Annotated in this window: 11 protein-coding genes; 5 read left to right on the top strand and 6 right to left on the bottom strand. The window is 68.6% G+C overall.

Annotated elements, in window-relative coordinates; all coding sequences use genetic code 11:
* The first annotated feature begins 22 nt into the window (after positions 1 to 22).
* On the top strand, positions 23 to 1162 hold the full coding sequence (locus OG984_RS10165; RefSeq protein ID WP_328531471.1) for a DNA polymerase IV: 1140 nt from the start codon (positions 23 to 25) through the stop codon (positions 1160 to 1162).
* Positions 1163 to 1330: 168 nt separating this feature from the next.
* On the opposite strand, the gene OG984_RS10160 is transcribed toward OG984_RS10165, so the two are convergent.
* From OG984_RS10160 to OG984_RS10150, 3 genes are all read right to left on the bottom strand, one after another.
* Complete coding sequence (locus OG984_RS10160; RefSeq protein WP_008361835.1) at positions 1331 to 2278, bottom strand: sigma-70 family RNA polymerase sigma factor; 948 nt, start codon at positions 2276 to 2278, stop codon at positions 1331 to 1333.
* A gap of 365 nt (positions 2279 to 2643) precedes the next feature.
* Positions 2644 to 4758, bottom strand: coding sequence for a S9 family peptidase (locus tag OG984_RS10155; RefSeq protein ID WP_442941004.1), 2115 nt, complete (start codon positions 4756 to 4758; stop codon positions 2644 to 2646).
* A gap of 171 nt (positions 4759 to 4929) precedes the next feature.
* The gene (locus tag OG984_RS10150) at positions 4930 to 6240 is read right to left on the bottom strand and encodes a DNA polymerase IV (RefSeq protein ID WP_328531469.1); all 1311 of its coding nucleotides are present in this window, start codon (positions 6238 to 6240) and stop codon (positions 4930 to 4932) included.
* 137 nt (positions 6241 to 6377) lie between these two features.
* Between OG984_RS10150 and OG984_RS10145 the strand changes: the two genes are divergently transcribed.
* Entirely contained in the window at positions 6378 to 7304 is a 927-nt protein-coding gene (locus OG984_RS10145) for a DUF4192 domain-containing protein (RefSeq protein ID WP_328531468.1), read from the top strand.
* Here the strand turns inward: OG984_RS10145 and OG984_RS10140 are convergent.
* Positions 7301 to 7756, bottom strand: coding sequence for a hypothetical protein (locus tag OG984_RS10140; RefSeq protein ID WP_328531467.1), 456 nt, complete (start codon positions 7754 to 7756; stop codon positions 7301 to 7303). The genes OG984_RS10145 and OG984_RS10140 overlap by 4 nt on opposite strands.
* An 84-nt stretch (positions 7757 to 7840) precedes the next feature.
* On the opposite strand from OG984_RS10140, the gene OG984_RS10135 reads away from it, so the two are divergent.
* Positions 7841 to 8419 carry an HhH-GPD-type base excision DNA repair protein gene (locus OG984_RS10135; protein ID WP_328531466.1) on the top strand — a complete coding sequence of 193 codons (579 nt, stop codon included), beginning with the start codon at positions 7841 to 7843 and terminating at the stop codon, positions 8417 to 8419.
* A 196-nt stretch (positions 8420 to 8615) separates the two neighbouring features.
* Positions 8616 to 10157: an RNA polymerase sigma factor gene (locus OG984_RS10130; RefSeq protein ID WP_442940978.1), complete on the top strand. Its 1542-nt coding sequence runs from the start codon at positions 8616 to 8618 to the stop codon at positions 10155 to 10157.
* A gap of 167 nt (positions 10158 to 10324) precedes the next feature.
* On the opposite strand, the gene OG984_RS10125 is transcribed toward OG984_RS10130, so the two are convergent.
* Both OG984_RS10125 and OG984_RS10120 read right to left on the bottom strand, forming a co-directional pair.
* Positions 10325 to 10810, bottom strand: coding sequence for a DUF456 domain-containing protein (locus OG984_RS10125; RefSeq protein ID WP_328531464.1), 486 nt, complete (start codon positions 10808 to 10810; stop codon positions 10325 to 10327).
* Between the two features lie 89 nt (positions 10811 to 10899).
* A complete protein-coding gene (locus OG984_RS10120; protein WP_040756289.1) occupies positions 10900 to 11106 on the bottom strand; it encodes a DUF7455 domain-containing protein in 207 nt (68 codons plus the stop codon).
* Between the two features lie 479 nt (positions 11107 to 11585).
* On the opposite strand from OG984_RS10120, the gene OG984_RS10115 reads away from it, so the two are divergent.
* Entirely contained in the window at positions 11586 to 13571 is a 1986-nt protein-coding gene (locus tag OG984_RS10115; protein ID WP_328531463.1) for a DNA gyrase/topoisomerase IV subunit B, read from the top strand.
* The last annotated feature ends 5 nt before the right edge of the window (positions 13572 to 13576 follow it).

Here is a 13576-nt window from a genome sequence, read left to right as displayed (position 1 = left end):
GCGTTCGTGGCACCATCGACGCATGAGCGTCGTGCTGCACGTCGACCTGGACCAGTTCATCGCGGCGGTGGAGGTGCTGCGGCGGCCCGAGCTCGCCGGGAAGCCGGTGATCGTGGGCGGTCGTGGGGACCCGACCGAGCGGGCAGTCGTCTCGACGGCGTCCTACGAGGCGCGGGCGCACGGGGTCGGCTCCGGGATGCCGCTGCGGCTGGCGGTGCGGAAGTGTCCCGACGCCGTGCTGCTGCCGGTCGACCACACCGCCTACGACGAGGCCTCGGCGGGCGTCATGGACACGCTGCGATCGCTGGAGTGGGGCGGCGTACCCGTCCTCGTCCAGGTCCTCGGCTGGGACGAGGCCTTCCTCGGCCCCGGCCCCGGCCACGGCGGCCTGGGGGATCCGGTGGCCTTCGCCCAGGACGTACGCCACCTCGTGCTCGAGCGCACCCGACTGCGCAGCGGGGTCGGTGTCGGCGACAACAAGCTGCAGGCGAAGCTCGCCACCGGGTTCGCCAAGCAGCGGGTCGACGGTGCGGTCGCGCGAGAGGCCGGTGCGGGCGGTCACGAGCCCGGACCGGACGGACAGCTGCGGGGGACCGGCGTCTACCGGATCACCCATGAGACCTGGGCCGCCGAGATGGGCCACCGTCCCACCGACGCGCTGTGGGGGATCGGGGCGAAGACCGCCAAGCGGCTCGCCCGGCTCGGGATCGAGACGGTCGCCGACCTGGGCGCGGCCTCGGCCGAGCGGCTGGCCGCCGAGATCGGCCCGACGACCGGTCCCTGGCTGCGCAGGCTCGGCCGCGGCGCCGACACCAGCCCGGTGGACCCCTCGCCGTGGGTCGCCCGTGGCCACGGCCACGAGGAGACCTTCCAGCAGGACCTCGTCGAGTGGCCCGACATCGTGGCCGCCACCCGCCGCCTGTGCGCCGAGTGCCTCGCGGACGTGGTCAAGGAGGGCCGCCCGGTCATCCGGGTCGAGATCAAGGTGCGGTTCAAGCCGTTCTTCACCGTCACCCGCGGCCACAAGCTCCCCGAGCCCACCCTCGACCCCGACCGCCTCGCGGACGAGGCCGAGGCGCTCCTGGAGCGGGTCGAGAAGGACCGCCCGGTCCGCCTCATCGGCGTACGTCTGGAGATGGCTCCGCCGCCCGGCGGCTACTGACCGCCGAAACCGTAGTTGTGGCGAGTCGAATCGGTAGTTGTGGGCGACGAGACTCCACATTCGTCGCCCACAACTGCATTCTCGCCCGCCACAACTACAGATTCGGCGCCCCTCTTACGAGGAGCGCCGAATCTTGGGCGTCTGCCGCCCCGATCTCCGACCTGTCGGCTACGCCGCCAGGTCGGGATCTGCGAAGCGGCGGAGCTTCTGCAGGGCCTCGCGCTCGAGCTGGCGCACGCGCTCGGCGGAGATGCCGTGCTTGACGCCGATGTCGGCGAGCTTGTGCTGACGGCCGTCGGTGAGGCCGTAGCGGGAGCGGACGATGTCGGCAGAGCGCTCGTCGAGCTGGCCGACCAGCGAGTTGAGCCGCTCACGCGACTCGACGTCGATGACGTCCATGTCGGGCGACGGCGCCGACTCCTGGGCCATCAGGTCACCCAGGGAGGTGTCGCCGTCCTCGTCGATCGGGGTGTCGAGCGAGACGTGGTCACGACCCCAGGAGAGCAGGTCGAGGACGCGGTCGATGTCCATACCGAGCTCGGCGGCGATCTCCTCCGGCTCCGGGTCACGGCCGAGCTGACGCTCCAGGGTGCGGCGGGCGCCGCCGACCTGGTTGAGCTCCTCGACGACGTGGACCGGGAGCCGGACCACGCGCGCCTGCTGGGCGATGCCACGGGTGATCGCCTGACGCACCCACCAGGTGGCGTACGTCGAGAACTTGTAGCCCTTGGTGTAGTCGAACTTCTCAACGGCCCGGATCAGGCCGGTATTGCCTTCCTGGATCAGGTCCAGCATCGGCATCTGGGCGCGACCGTACTTCCGTGCGATCGACACCACCAGACGCAGGTTGGCGTTGATGAACTCGCGGGTGGCGCGGTGACCCTCCTCGGCCAGCCACTCCAGCTCCGCTCGGGTGGCTCCACCGGGTGCCTTCTTGCGGCCTACGCGGCCCTCGGCCAGGAGATGCTCGGCCATCAGGCCGGCCTCGATCGCCTTGGACAGCTCAACCTCTTTGGCAGCATCCAGGAGCTCGTTGCGGGCGATCTCGTCGAGATACAGCCCGACGCTGTCACGCCCCTCGATCTCTCGGGTGGCGGTTGCGGTGCGTGTCGCCATGGGAACCTCCTCACGGTGAGGTTTGTGGCCTCACGGTGGTTTCAACGCTTCGCCCCTCCCAGGTGTTCCCTGGTAGAGCGCCTTGTCATCGAATCCGTCTTCGATCTCTTGTCCGGTTCGACGTACGCGGCAGGCGATAAGTTGCATCGCGAGGTGAATCTCAGGGGTTTCTCATGGAGTACCCCGAGATCCCCGCAGATATGCCCAGGCCGTGTCTCCCGAATCCACGCCCGCTACGCGACGTTTCGCATCCGATCTGGCTGCGTTGGCGCCGCTCGAAAGCCTCCAGGCTGCCTTCGCAGCGCCGCCTTGCCAGATCGGCCCGAAACGCCGCTCGCGGCCGCCGTGTCTTCGAGAGACACGGCCTACGAAGAGGTCACCTGGTCGATCATCCAGGCGAGGCTGAACGCCCGGTCCTCCCACGCCTTGTAGCGCCCCGAGACCCCACCGTGTCCGGCCGCCATCTCCGTCTTCAGCAGTACGTCACCCGGATTCTCGGCCGTCGCGCGCAGCTTGGCGACCCATTTCGCCGGCTCGACGTAGAGCACCCGGGTGTCGTTGATGCTGGTCTCGGCCAGGATCGGCGGGTAGTGCTGTGCGGTGACGTTCGTGTAGGGGTCGTAGGAGGACATGTAGTCGTAGATCTCCTTGTCGGCCTCCGGGTTGCCCCATTCGTCGTACTCGGTCACCGTCAGCGGCAGCGTCGCGTCGAGCATCGTGGTCAGCGCGTCCACGAACGGGACGGCCGCGACGACGGCGCCCACGGCGTCGGGCGCCTGGTTGGCGACCGCGCCCATCAGCAGCCCGCCGGCGGAGCCACCCTCCGCGATGATCGTGGACGGCGTCGACCAGCCCGACTCGGCGAGGTGGCGCGCACAGGCGATGTAGTCGGAGAAGGTGTTCTGCTTCTTCAGCATCTTGCCGTCGTCGTACCAGGCCCGGCCCATCTCGCCACCACCACGGATGTGGGCGATCGCGAACCCGATCCCGCGGTCCAGCAGGCTCAGCCGCGCGATCGAGAAGTAGGGGTCCATGCTGGCCTCGTAGGAGCCGTAGGCGTAGAGCAGCACCGGGATCGGGCCCTGCTCGTGCAGCCCCTTCTTGGCCACGATCGAGATCGGCACGCGTACGCCGTCCTCGGCCGTCGCCCACAGCCGGTGCTCCTCGTAGTCGTCGCGGTCGTAGCCACCGAGCACCGGGGCCTGCTTGCGCAGGGTCAGCTCGCGGCTGCGTACGTCGTAGTCGTAGACGGAGGCCGGGGTGCGCATCGTGGTGTAGCCGAGCCGCACGACGGGGGTCTCGAAGGTCGGGTTGGAGCCGGAGCCGATGGTGTAGAGCTCGTCGTCGAACTTCACCAGGTAGTCGTCGGCCACGCCGTCCACGCCGAGCTCCAGGATGCGGAGCTGGGTCAGGCCCTCGCTGCGCTGGTGCACGACCAGGTGGCCGGCGAAGGCGTCCACGTCCTCCAGGCGTACGCCGGGGGTGTGGGCGATCAGCGGCCGCCACTCGGAGCGCGGGGTCGGCGCGACCGGCGCGGTGGCGATCTCGAAGTCGGGGCCCGAGGCGTTGTGGGTGACGAGGAAGACGTCCTCGCCCGCGATGGTGGCGTGCTCAACCGAGTACTCGACACCCTCCTCGCGGGCGGCGAAGACCTGCCAGCCGGCGTCGGGGTCGTCGAGGTCGAGGAAGCGGTACTCGGCGGTGATCTTCGCGGCCGTCCCGATGAACATGAACCGGTCGGACTTGGTGCGTCCCACGCCGACCCAGAACCGGTCGTCGGTCTCGTGGAAGACCAGCTCGTCCTCGTCCTGGCTGGTGCCGAGGCGGTGGCGCCAGATCTTGTCGGCGCGCCAGGACTCGTCCGCGGTCGTGTAGTAGAGGTTGGCGGAGTCACGGTCCCAGGTGGCGCCGCCGTGGACGTTGGTGAGCTCGTCGGTCAGCAGCTCGCCGGTGGTGAGGTCCTTGACGCGTACGGTGTAGCGCTCGTCGCCGGTCACGTCGGTCGCGTAGGCGAGCAGCGTGGTCGACGGGCTGACGGAGGAGCCGCCGAGGCTGAAGAAGTCGTGGCCCTCGGCGAGTGCGTCCAGATCGAGCAGCACCTCCTCACCGGGGAGGGCCGGCTGGTCGTGGGTGACGTCGGCCGGGGTCGGGGGAGTCCAGTCGTCGGGGTCGGCGACCTCGACCCGGCAGCTCGCGCCGTACTGCTTCCCCTCGAAGCTGCGGCCGTAGTACCAGTAGCCGCGCGAGCGCGTCGGGACGCTCAGGTCGGTCTCGAGCGTGCGCGCCTTGATCTCCTCGAAGATCTGCGAGCGCAGGTCGGCCAAGTGGTCGGTCTGCTCCTTGGTGTAGGCGTTCTCGGCCTCGATGTAGGAGATGACCTCGGGGTTCTCCTTGTCGCGGAGCCACTCGTAGTCGTCGGTCCGGGTCAGGCCGTGGAACTGCTTCGACGAGGGCTTCTTGGGAGCGATCGGCCAGGGCATCGAGGAGCGGTCTGCAGACATGAACGAGACCCTATCCTCGCGACCCTCGAACGCCCGACCGCAGCACCGGCGCGCCTGGCGCATCGCATCGCGCTATCGCACACCCGGGTCGCTCGGCGCAATAGCGCACCACCGGCCACGACGGCGGGATCCCAGGCCGGGGGAGAGGGCTCAGGACTCGGTGTAGGGCTGCAGGTCGGGGTCGTCGGTGGCGTAGGACCTCACCGGGCCGGCGGGAGTCTCGGCGGTCTCGAAGCGCACGGTCACCACGCCTCGCCCCGATCCCCAGACCCAGCCGCGGCCCATCTCCGTGTGGACCACGTCCATCCCGGCCGCCCAGGTGGGACGCCGTGCGGGCTCGGGCAGTGGGAGCTCGGGCTCGGTGTCGTCCTCGGCGTCGTCGCCGAAGAGGTCTTCCTGGATCCAGTCGGCGAGACCGGAGACGCCGACCCCGAGAAGGCGTACGCCGCCGGCCGTCTCGCCCGCGGTGAACAGCTCGCCGAGCAGGGTCCTGGCCAGGCGGGCGATGGTGCCGGCCTGGTCGGTGGGCGCTGGCAGGGTCGCGGAGCGGTTGATCGTGGTGAAGTCGTAGAGCCTGACCTTGATCGTGATCGTGCGGCCCGAGAGCCCGTTCTTCTTCAGGCGGGCGGCGACCTCCGTGGCCTGCCGGGTGAGGATCTGCTCCATCAGCGGCCGGTCCGTCAGGTCGGTGTCGTAGGTGCCCTCCACGCTGACCGACTTGGTCTCGCGCTCGGGCTCGACGCGCCGGTCGTCCTGGGCACGGGCCAGCTTGTAGAGGTTGGTGCCGTGGGACTTGCCCACGAGGCGTACGAGCTCCTCGACGCTGACCTGCTCCAGATCGGCCACGGTGTGGATGCCGGCCCGGCGCAGGCGCTCGGCGGTGGCCGGGCCGACGCCCGGGATCACCTTGACGTTCATCGGGCGGAGCAGGTCGAGCTCGGTGTCGGGCGCGACCACGACCAGGCCGTCGGGCTTGTCCAGGTCGCTGGCGATCTTGGCGATGAACTTCGAGCTGGCGAGGCCGACGCTCGCGGTCAGACCGCCGGTGACCTCGGCGACCTCGGCGCGGATCCGGGCGGCGGTCTCGGTGACCGTCTCGACCTCGAGGTCGGGCAGGTCGGCCGCGGCGAGATCCACGAAGGCCTCGTCGAGCGAGAGCGGCTCGACCAGCGGGGACAGGTCACGCAGGATCCCGAAGACCTGCTCGCTGACCTTCTTGTAGGCGTGGAAGCGCGGGTAGAGGAAGGCGGCGTGGCCGCACAGCGCGCGGGCCTCGCGTGTCGACATCGCCGAGCGAACCCCGAAGGTCCTGGCCTCGTAGGAGGCGGTGCTGACCACGCCGCGCCCGCTGATGCCGCCCACGACCACAGGCTTGCCGCGCAGGGACGGCTTGTCGCGCTGCTCGACCGAGGCGAAGAACGCGTCGAGGTCGAGGTGCATCACCGACGCGTGCGCTCTCATGGTGGCAACCTATCGGGCAGCGGGGACAATCCGTTCCGGGCCAGTTGTCGTCCACACGATCGATTGAGGACGGAGTTGTCCACAGGCACCGGTTTTGTCCCGGAAACTGTCGGTGGGTCGCGGGGAGTGTGGTCCGCATGACCACGAAACTCTCCATCGCCCGTCCCGAGGACGTCCTGGCGGCAGTTCCCATCCTGCTGGGCTTCCAGCCCGAGAAGTCGATCGTCATGCTGACCTTCGGCGGTGAGCACCAGGTGCACGGCCGGATCGACCTCCCACCTCCGGGAGAGGTCGAGGGCTGCCTCGACAGTCTCCTCCTGCCCGCCGTCCGTCATCAGGTGCGCGGGGTCCTGCTCGTCCTCTACGACAGCGGCCCGCGCTTCGGGCTGAAGATCGCCCGGCGGCTGGCCGAGAGGCTCGCCGAGTGCGACATCGACCTGATCGGCTGCCTCCGCGTGCAGGACGGCCGGTGGTTCGACCCGCTCGGGTTCCACGGCGTCCCTGACGACGGCGTCCCATTCGACGTCGGTGCCCACCCGTTCCGTGCCCAGGCGGTCTACGACGGGCACATGATGCGCCGCTCACGCACCGAGCTCGCTGCCTCGATCGCCGCGGTCCCGGCGGCCGTCGCCGAGACGGAAACGGCGCTGGCCCAGGCCTCGTCGATGAAGATCTACGAGGTCGGCCGCCTGGTCGACGACGCAGTCGCCGGGACGGTGCTGTCGGCCGACCAGATCGCCTCCCTGCTGCTGGCCCTGTGCGACCCGCAGCGGCGAGACGCCGCCTGGGGCGGGATGACCCGGGACGAGGCCAGGGCCCACGTGCGCCTGTGGACCGATGTCGTACGCCGCAGCCCCGAGGACCACGTGGCCTACCCGGCGGCGGTGCTGGCCTTCGCCGCCTGGCTGGGCGGAGACGGCGCGCTCGCCTGGTGTGCGCTGGACCGGTGCTTCGCGAGCGAGCGCCACCACGGTCTCGGGCTGCTGGTCGCCCAGATGCTCGAGGGCGCCGTTCCGCCGACCGCCTGGGAGGAGGCGCTGAGCCGGTCGGACCTTCCCGCCTAGTCGTTGCGGTAGCGCAGCCGCTTCCACCGGCGGCTCAGCCCCGAGCGCGGGTCTACCCAGGCGTTGCGGGTGACCACGACGTACGTCAGGGGTGCCCCGAGCTCGCGAAACGCCTGCCGGGCAGCTGCGAGCCAGCGGAGGTCGACGTCCTCGACGTCCAGGCCTCCGGCGCGGGTCAACCACACGATCGGGTCGGGCACGCCGACCCGGCGCCGCATGCTGTGGATGATGTCGGCCCGCAGCCACTGGTCGGTGGGCTCGTCCTCACGGTGGGCGTGCACGACCTCCTTGCCGCCGGGGACGCCGAGGTGGACCAGCGCCAGGAACGACCGCCGGTGCTCGGTGGCGGTGTGGTCGAGCACCGCTCGTCTGAGCCGCTTCTCCAGCACGGGGGAGAGCGGCTCGTGCAGCCCTTCGACGGACGTCTCTGACAGGACGGACATAGTGGCCATGGGCCCAGCGTGCAACGGATCCAGGATCGGCGCGACCCGCTATCCACAGGCATGAGCAGGTGCTGCACCGCGAGATGAGGCAGGATGTCCCTTATGCCTTCGCTCCACATCACCGGCGACGAGGCCGCCGACAAGCTGCTCTCCGAAGACCCGTTCGCGCTGCTGCTGGGCATGGCCCTGGATCAGCAGTACCGGATGGAGGATGCGTTCAAGGGAGGTCACAAGCTCGTGACCCGACTCGGACATCTGGATCCCGCCCGGATCGCCGAGATGGACCCCGAGGAGTTCAAGACGATCGCCTCCACCCCGCCGGCGATCCACCGGTTCCCCGGCTCGATGTCGGCGAAGGTGCAAGGGATCGCGGCCATCGTCACCTCTGACTACGGCGGCGACGTCACCCGGCTGTGGACCGAGGCCACCAGCGGCAAGGATCTGCTCAAGCGGGTTCAGGCGCTCCCGGGGTTCGGGAAGCAGAAGGCGCAGATCTTCGTCTCGCTGCTGGCCAAGCAGCTGGGCGTGCGGCCCGAGGGCTGGGAAGAGGCCGTCGGGGACTATGCCCTCGATGGTTACCGTTCTGTGGCTGACGTCGTCGACGTTGCGTCGTTGCAGAAGGTGCGTGACTACAAACAGCAGAAGAAGGCCGCAGCCAAAGCAGCCGGATGAGTTGGCAGGTGAGACGATGCCCCGGATGGGGACTGTTCACCACCACCGTGGCAGAATGAATCTGCGGCTCTTGACGACCCCGGGCCCTGCCGCGCCCAAACTGAGTTTTTGATAAGTCTCGACCAAGTTCGACGGAGAGGTGTTCGTGTCCTCGAACGCGCGCAAGATACCCGCTGAGGTACTCGCCCACCCTGCCGTGAAGGCACTGATCGACCAGGCCAAGCCGACCGGACGTGTGAGCCCCGACCAGGTCCGCCAGGCCAGCGAGGATGCTGCGGTCGAGCCCAGGCATCTGAAGGCACTGCTCGGTCACCTGAGCACGCTCGGCATCTCGGTGGACCTCGGCACCGCAGTCACCGGCCGTGCCGCGGCGGCGACGACCTCGACCCGCAAGACGACCACGGCGAAGGCGCCGGCCAAGAAGGCCGCCGCCAAGAAGGTCGCTGCCGAGGCCGAGAAGCCGGCGGAGAAGCCGGCCAAGGCCGCGGCGAAGAAGGCCGATGAGCCGGAGCCCAAGAAGACGACCGAGATCGACGAGGACGGCGAGGAGATCGTCCTCGAGGACGTCGAGGTCGACGTCGACGACGTCGACGAGATCGATGTCGACGACTCGGACGACTCCGACGACTCCGACGACGAGGCCACGGTCGTCCAGATCGGTCCCGACGGCAAGAAGGTCCTGCCCGACATCCCTGACGAGCAGTTCGAGAAGGACGTCGCCGCCGATCCCACGATCAAGGAGGACGAGAAGGAGGCCGAGAAGCAGAGCTTCGTGGTCTCCACCTCCGACGACACCGACGAGCCCGAGCAGACCGTCATGGTCGCGGGCGCGACCGCCGACCCGGTCAAGGACTACCTCAAGCAGATCGGCAAGGTCCCGCTGCTCAACGCCGAGATGGAGGTCGAGCTCGCCAAGCGGATCGAGGCCGGTCTCTTCGCGGAGGAGAAGCTCGGCAAGGGCGGCAAGATCACCCCGAAGATCCTCGACGAGCTCGAGTGGATCGCCGAGGACGGCAAGCGTGCCAAGAACCACCTCCTGGAGGCCAACCTCCGACTGGTGGTCTCGCTGGCCAAGCGCTACACCGGCCGCGGGATGCTCTTCCTCGACCTGATCCAGGAGGGCAACCTCGGTCTGATCCGTGCGGTCGAGAAGTTCGACTACACCAAGGGCTACAAGTTCTCGACCTACGCGACCTGGTGGATCCGTCAGGCCATCACCCGCGCGATGGCCGACCAGGCCCGCACCATCCGTATCCCGGTGCACATGGTCGAGGTCATCAACAAGCTGGCCCGCGTGCAGCGCCAGATGCTCCAGGACCTGGGCCGCGAGCCCACCCCGGAGGAGCTGGCCAAGGAGCTCGACATGACCCCGGAGAAGGTCATCGAGGTCCAGAAGTACGGCCGCGAGCCGATCTCGCTCCACACCCCGCTGGGCGAGGACGGCGACTCCGAGTTCGGTGACCTGATCGAGGACTCCGAGGCGATCGTCCCGGCCGACGCGGTCTCGTTCACGCTGCTTCAGGAGCAACTGCACGCGGTGCTCGACACGCTCTCCGAGCGTGAGGCGGGCGTCGTGAGCATGCGCTTCGGCCTGACCGACGGCCAGCCGAAGACTTTAGACGAGATCGGCAAGGTCTACGGGGTCACCCGCGAGCGCATCCGTCAGATCGAGTCCAAGACGATGTCGAAGCTGCGACACCCGTCGCGTTCGCAGGTTTTGCGCGACTATCTCGACTGATCTGGCTAAGATCACCCCGAACGCCTTCCCGGACATCTGGGAGGGCGTTCGCCATTTCCGCGGAGAAGCGGGGGCCGAGAAGGTAGTTGTGGGCGACGAAACCACAGTTTCGTCGCCCACAACTACCTTCTCGGCCCGCCAGAACTACCGACTCGGCGGGGGCGGGGTCAGGTGAGGAAGAGCCCGACGACCCAGGTGATGGTCGCGAGGGTCGCGGCGGTGGCGTCGATGAGGATGAACAGGCCGATCGCCTTCAGTGCGTGCCAGGTGGAGGCCCAGGCGTCGCCGGCGTCGCCGCCGTGGCGGCGCAGCTCGGCGAGGAAGACGCCGAGCGGAAACCCGACGAAGACGCCGACGACCGGGATCACGAAGAAGCCGATGATGGCCAGGATCGCGCCGACGATCTGGGTGGACAGCGGCATCCCGGAGTCCTTGAGGCGCTTGCCGGGGATGGCGTACTTGGTGATCAGCCCGATGGCGATGAGGGCGGCGGAGATGCCGAAGATCACCCACCCGGTGGGCTCTCCCAGCCAGATGGCCCAGCCCAGGATCGCGGCGGCGACGAGGAGCGCTCCGCCGGGGAGGACCGGGACGATGATGCCGGCGATGCCGAAGGCGATGACCAGCGCGACGAGAACTTCGACGAGACTCACGGGGCGACCCTAGCCGTAGAGGCCAGGGAAGATGCGCCGGAGGCCCGGACCGTCGTGGTCCGGGCCTCCGGGGGAGTTGGTGGGTGGGGTCAGTTCTTCTCGGTGAGCTTGTGCGTCTCGTCGGTGATCGAGCTGGCGATCTCCTTGAGCTTCTCACCGTGCTCGCGGGCGTGATGGGCGCAGAACAGCAGTTCGCCGCCGGAGTGGAGCTCCGCGCGTACGTAGGCCTGCGCTCCGCACCGGTCGCAACGGTCCTCGGACGTGAGCGGCGAGCTGGTGGCAACGGCAGTGGTCACATCGGCCTCATTTCTGAATCATGATTGCGCCGGGATAACGTACGTGAGTCGTGGAAGATTCCCTAGATCGCTAGCGTTTCCTCGCGGACTCTTACCTCCGTCGCACCTCTAATCCTTGCAGTTGTCGCTCCGGGTTGGGGATCCGGGTCGGACCTACCCCACGGGACATCGCTGTCCGTGACAGACATTCTTACCTGTCAATCGATCATTTCGTGCATCGAAACCCGCAAGTTCCGCGTAACGGACCGATCACGACGTACGTGTGCCGCCGGATGGTGCCGGGGCCGGTTGCCGCGTGCCTGCGTGAGACCCGGGCGTGTCGCACGGTAGATTTCATTCGAGCAACACCCCGCCGCACCCCCCCGAGCAACATCGCAGCAACGCAGTACAGCCAGGAGCCGATCATCTCTGACAACACCTACAACGCCGCGCACCTCCTCGTCCTCGAGGGCCTGGAGGCGGTTCGCAAGCGTCCCGGTATGTACATCGGCTCGACCGACACCCGGGGTCTCATGCACTGCCTGTGGGAGATCATCGACAACGGCGTCGACGAGGCGCTGGCCGGAGTGGCCGGCCACGTCGAGGTCACGATGCACCCCGACGGCTCGGTGGAGGTCTACGACGACGGCCGCGGCATCCCGACCGACAAGGAGCCCCGCACCGGGCTCCCGGGCGTCGAGGTGGTCGCGACCAAGCTGCACGCGGGCGGCAAGTTCGGCGGTGGCTCCTACAACGCGACCGGTGGTCTGCACGGCGTCGGCCTCTCGGTCGTCAACGCGCTCTCCAGCCGGATGGACATCGACGTCGACCGCTCCCCGGCCCAGCAGGGGATGTCGTTCCGTCGCGGTGTGCCGGGCGTGTTCGACGGCGACGGCCCCACAGCCGGCTTCACGCCTCAGAGCGGCCTGAGCCGCAAGGGCAAGCGGGTCGCCAAGGGCAAGACCGGCACCAGGGTCAGGTTCTGGCCCGACCGGCAGATCTTCACCAAGGACGCCCGCTTCGAGCTCGACGGCCTGCTCGGCCGTGCCCGGCAGACCTCCTTCATCGTCCCCGGCCTCGAACTGGTCATCCGCGACCTGTCCGGAGCGGATCCGGTCGAGGAGAAGTTCCGCCACGACGGCGGCATCGCCGAGTTCGTCGACTTCCTGGCCAAGGACGAGCCGGTCAGCGGCGTACTCCGCCTGCAGGGGTCGGACACCTTCACCGAGACCGTGCCGATGCTCGACGACGCCGGCCACATGACCCCGCAGGACGTCGAGCGCGAGCTCGGCGTCGACATCGCGGTGCGGTGGGGGAGCGGCTACGACACCGAGATCCGCTCCTTCGTCAACGTGATCGCCACCCCGAAGGGCGGCACCCACGTCAGCGGCTTCGAGAACGCGCTGACCAAGACCTTCAACGACGCCATGCGCGCGGCCAAGGTGCTCAAGGTCAACGACAAGGACATCGTCAAGGAGGACGTCCTCGAGGGCCTGACCGCCGTGGTGACGGTGCGCCTGGCCGAGCCCCAGTTCGAGGGCCAGACCAAGGAGATCCTCGGCACGCCAGCGGCTCGCAGCGTGGTGCGCAAGGTCGTCGCCGCGGAGATGAAGACGTTCCTCACCGAGTCCCGCGGTGCCCAGAAGCAGCAGGCCAAGCTGGTGATGGAGAAGGTCTACGCCGCCTCCAAGACCCGGCTCTCGCTGCGTCAGCAGAAGGAGAACCAGCGGCGCAAGAACGCGCTGGAGTCCTCCGCGCTGCCCTCCAAGCTCGCCGACTGCCGCACCACCGACGACCGTGCCGAGCTCTTCATCGTCGAGGGTGACTCCGCGCTCGGCACCGCCAAGGTGGCGCGCAACTCGGAGTTCCAGGCGCTGCTGCCGATCCGCGGCAAGATCCTCAACGTCCAGAAGGCCTCGGTCGGCGACATGCTGAAGAACGCCGAGTGCTCCTCGATCATCCAGGTGGTGGGGACGGGCACGGGGCGCAGCTTCGACCTGGACGCGGCGCGCTACGGCAAGATCATCTTCATGGCCGACGCGGACTCCGACGGCGCCCACATCCGTACGCTGCTGGCGACGCTGTTCTTCAAGTACATGCCCGAGCTGATCGCCGCTGGCAAGGTCTACACCGCGGTCCCGCCGCTGCACCGGATCGAGATCTCCAACCCGAAGAAGGGGATGGAGAAGTACATCTACACCTACTCCGACCCGGAGCTGCAGCGGAAGCTCGCCGAGCTGAAGAAGAAGAACGTCAGCTGGAAGGACCCGGTGCAGCGCTACAAGGGTCTGGGTGAGATGGACGCCGACCAGCTGGCCGAGACCACGATGGACCCCCGTCACCGGACGCTTCGCAGGCTGACCCTGGACGACGCCGACGAGGCCGCGGCGGTCTTCGACCTGCTGATGGGCTCCGATGTCGCCCCGCGCAAGGAGTTCATCGTTGCCGGGGGCGGTCAGCTCTCCGAGACCGACCTCGACTTCTAGGCGCC

Origin of the sequence: Nocardioides sp. NBC_00368 (genome assembly GCF_036090055.1) — a bacterium.
Taxonomy (GTDB): Bacteria; Actinomycetota; Actinomycetes; order Propionibacteriales; family Nocardioidaceae; genus Nocardioides.
The sequence above is the reverse complement of the archived record's forward strand: the minus strand, read 5'-3'. Positions and strand labels throughout refer to the sequence as shown.

Bases quoted from the DNA above. Each gene is read 5' to 3' on its own strand.
- OG984_RS10165 (WP_328531471.1), top strand. From the start codon at position 23: ATGAGCGTCGTGCTGCACGTCGACCTGGACCAGTTCATCGCGGCGGTG.
- OG984_RS10160 (WP_008361835.1), bottom strand. From the start codon at position 2,278: ATGGCGACACGCACCGCAACCGCCACCCGAGAGATCGAGGGGCGTGAC.
- OG984_RS10155 (WP_442941004.1), bottom strand. From the start codon at position 4,758: ATGCCCTGGCCGATCGCTCCCAAGAAGCCCTCGTCGAAGCAGTTCCAC.
- OG984_RS10150 (WP_328531469.1), bottom strand. From the start codon at position 6,240: ATGAGAGCGCACGCGTCGGTGATGCACCTCGACCTCGACGCGTTCTTC.
- OG984_RS10145 (WP_328531468.1), top strand. From the start codon at position 6,378: ATGACCACGAAACTCTCCATCGCCCGTCCCGAGGACGTCCTGGCGGCA.
- OG984_RS10140 (WP_328531467.1), bottom strand. From the start codon at position 7,756: ATGGCCACTATGTCCGTCCTGTCAGAGACGTCCGTCGAAGGGCTGCAC.
- OG984_RS10135 (WP_328531466.1), top strand. From the start codon at position 7,841: ATGTCCCTTATGCCTTCGCTCCACATCACCGGCGACGAGGCCGCCGAC.
- OG984_RS10115 (WP_328531463.1), top strand. From the start codon at position 11,586: ATGTACATCGGCTCGACCGACACCCGGGGTCTCATGCACTGCCTGTGG.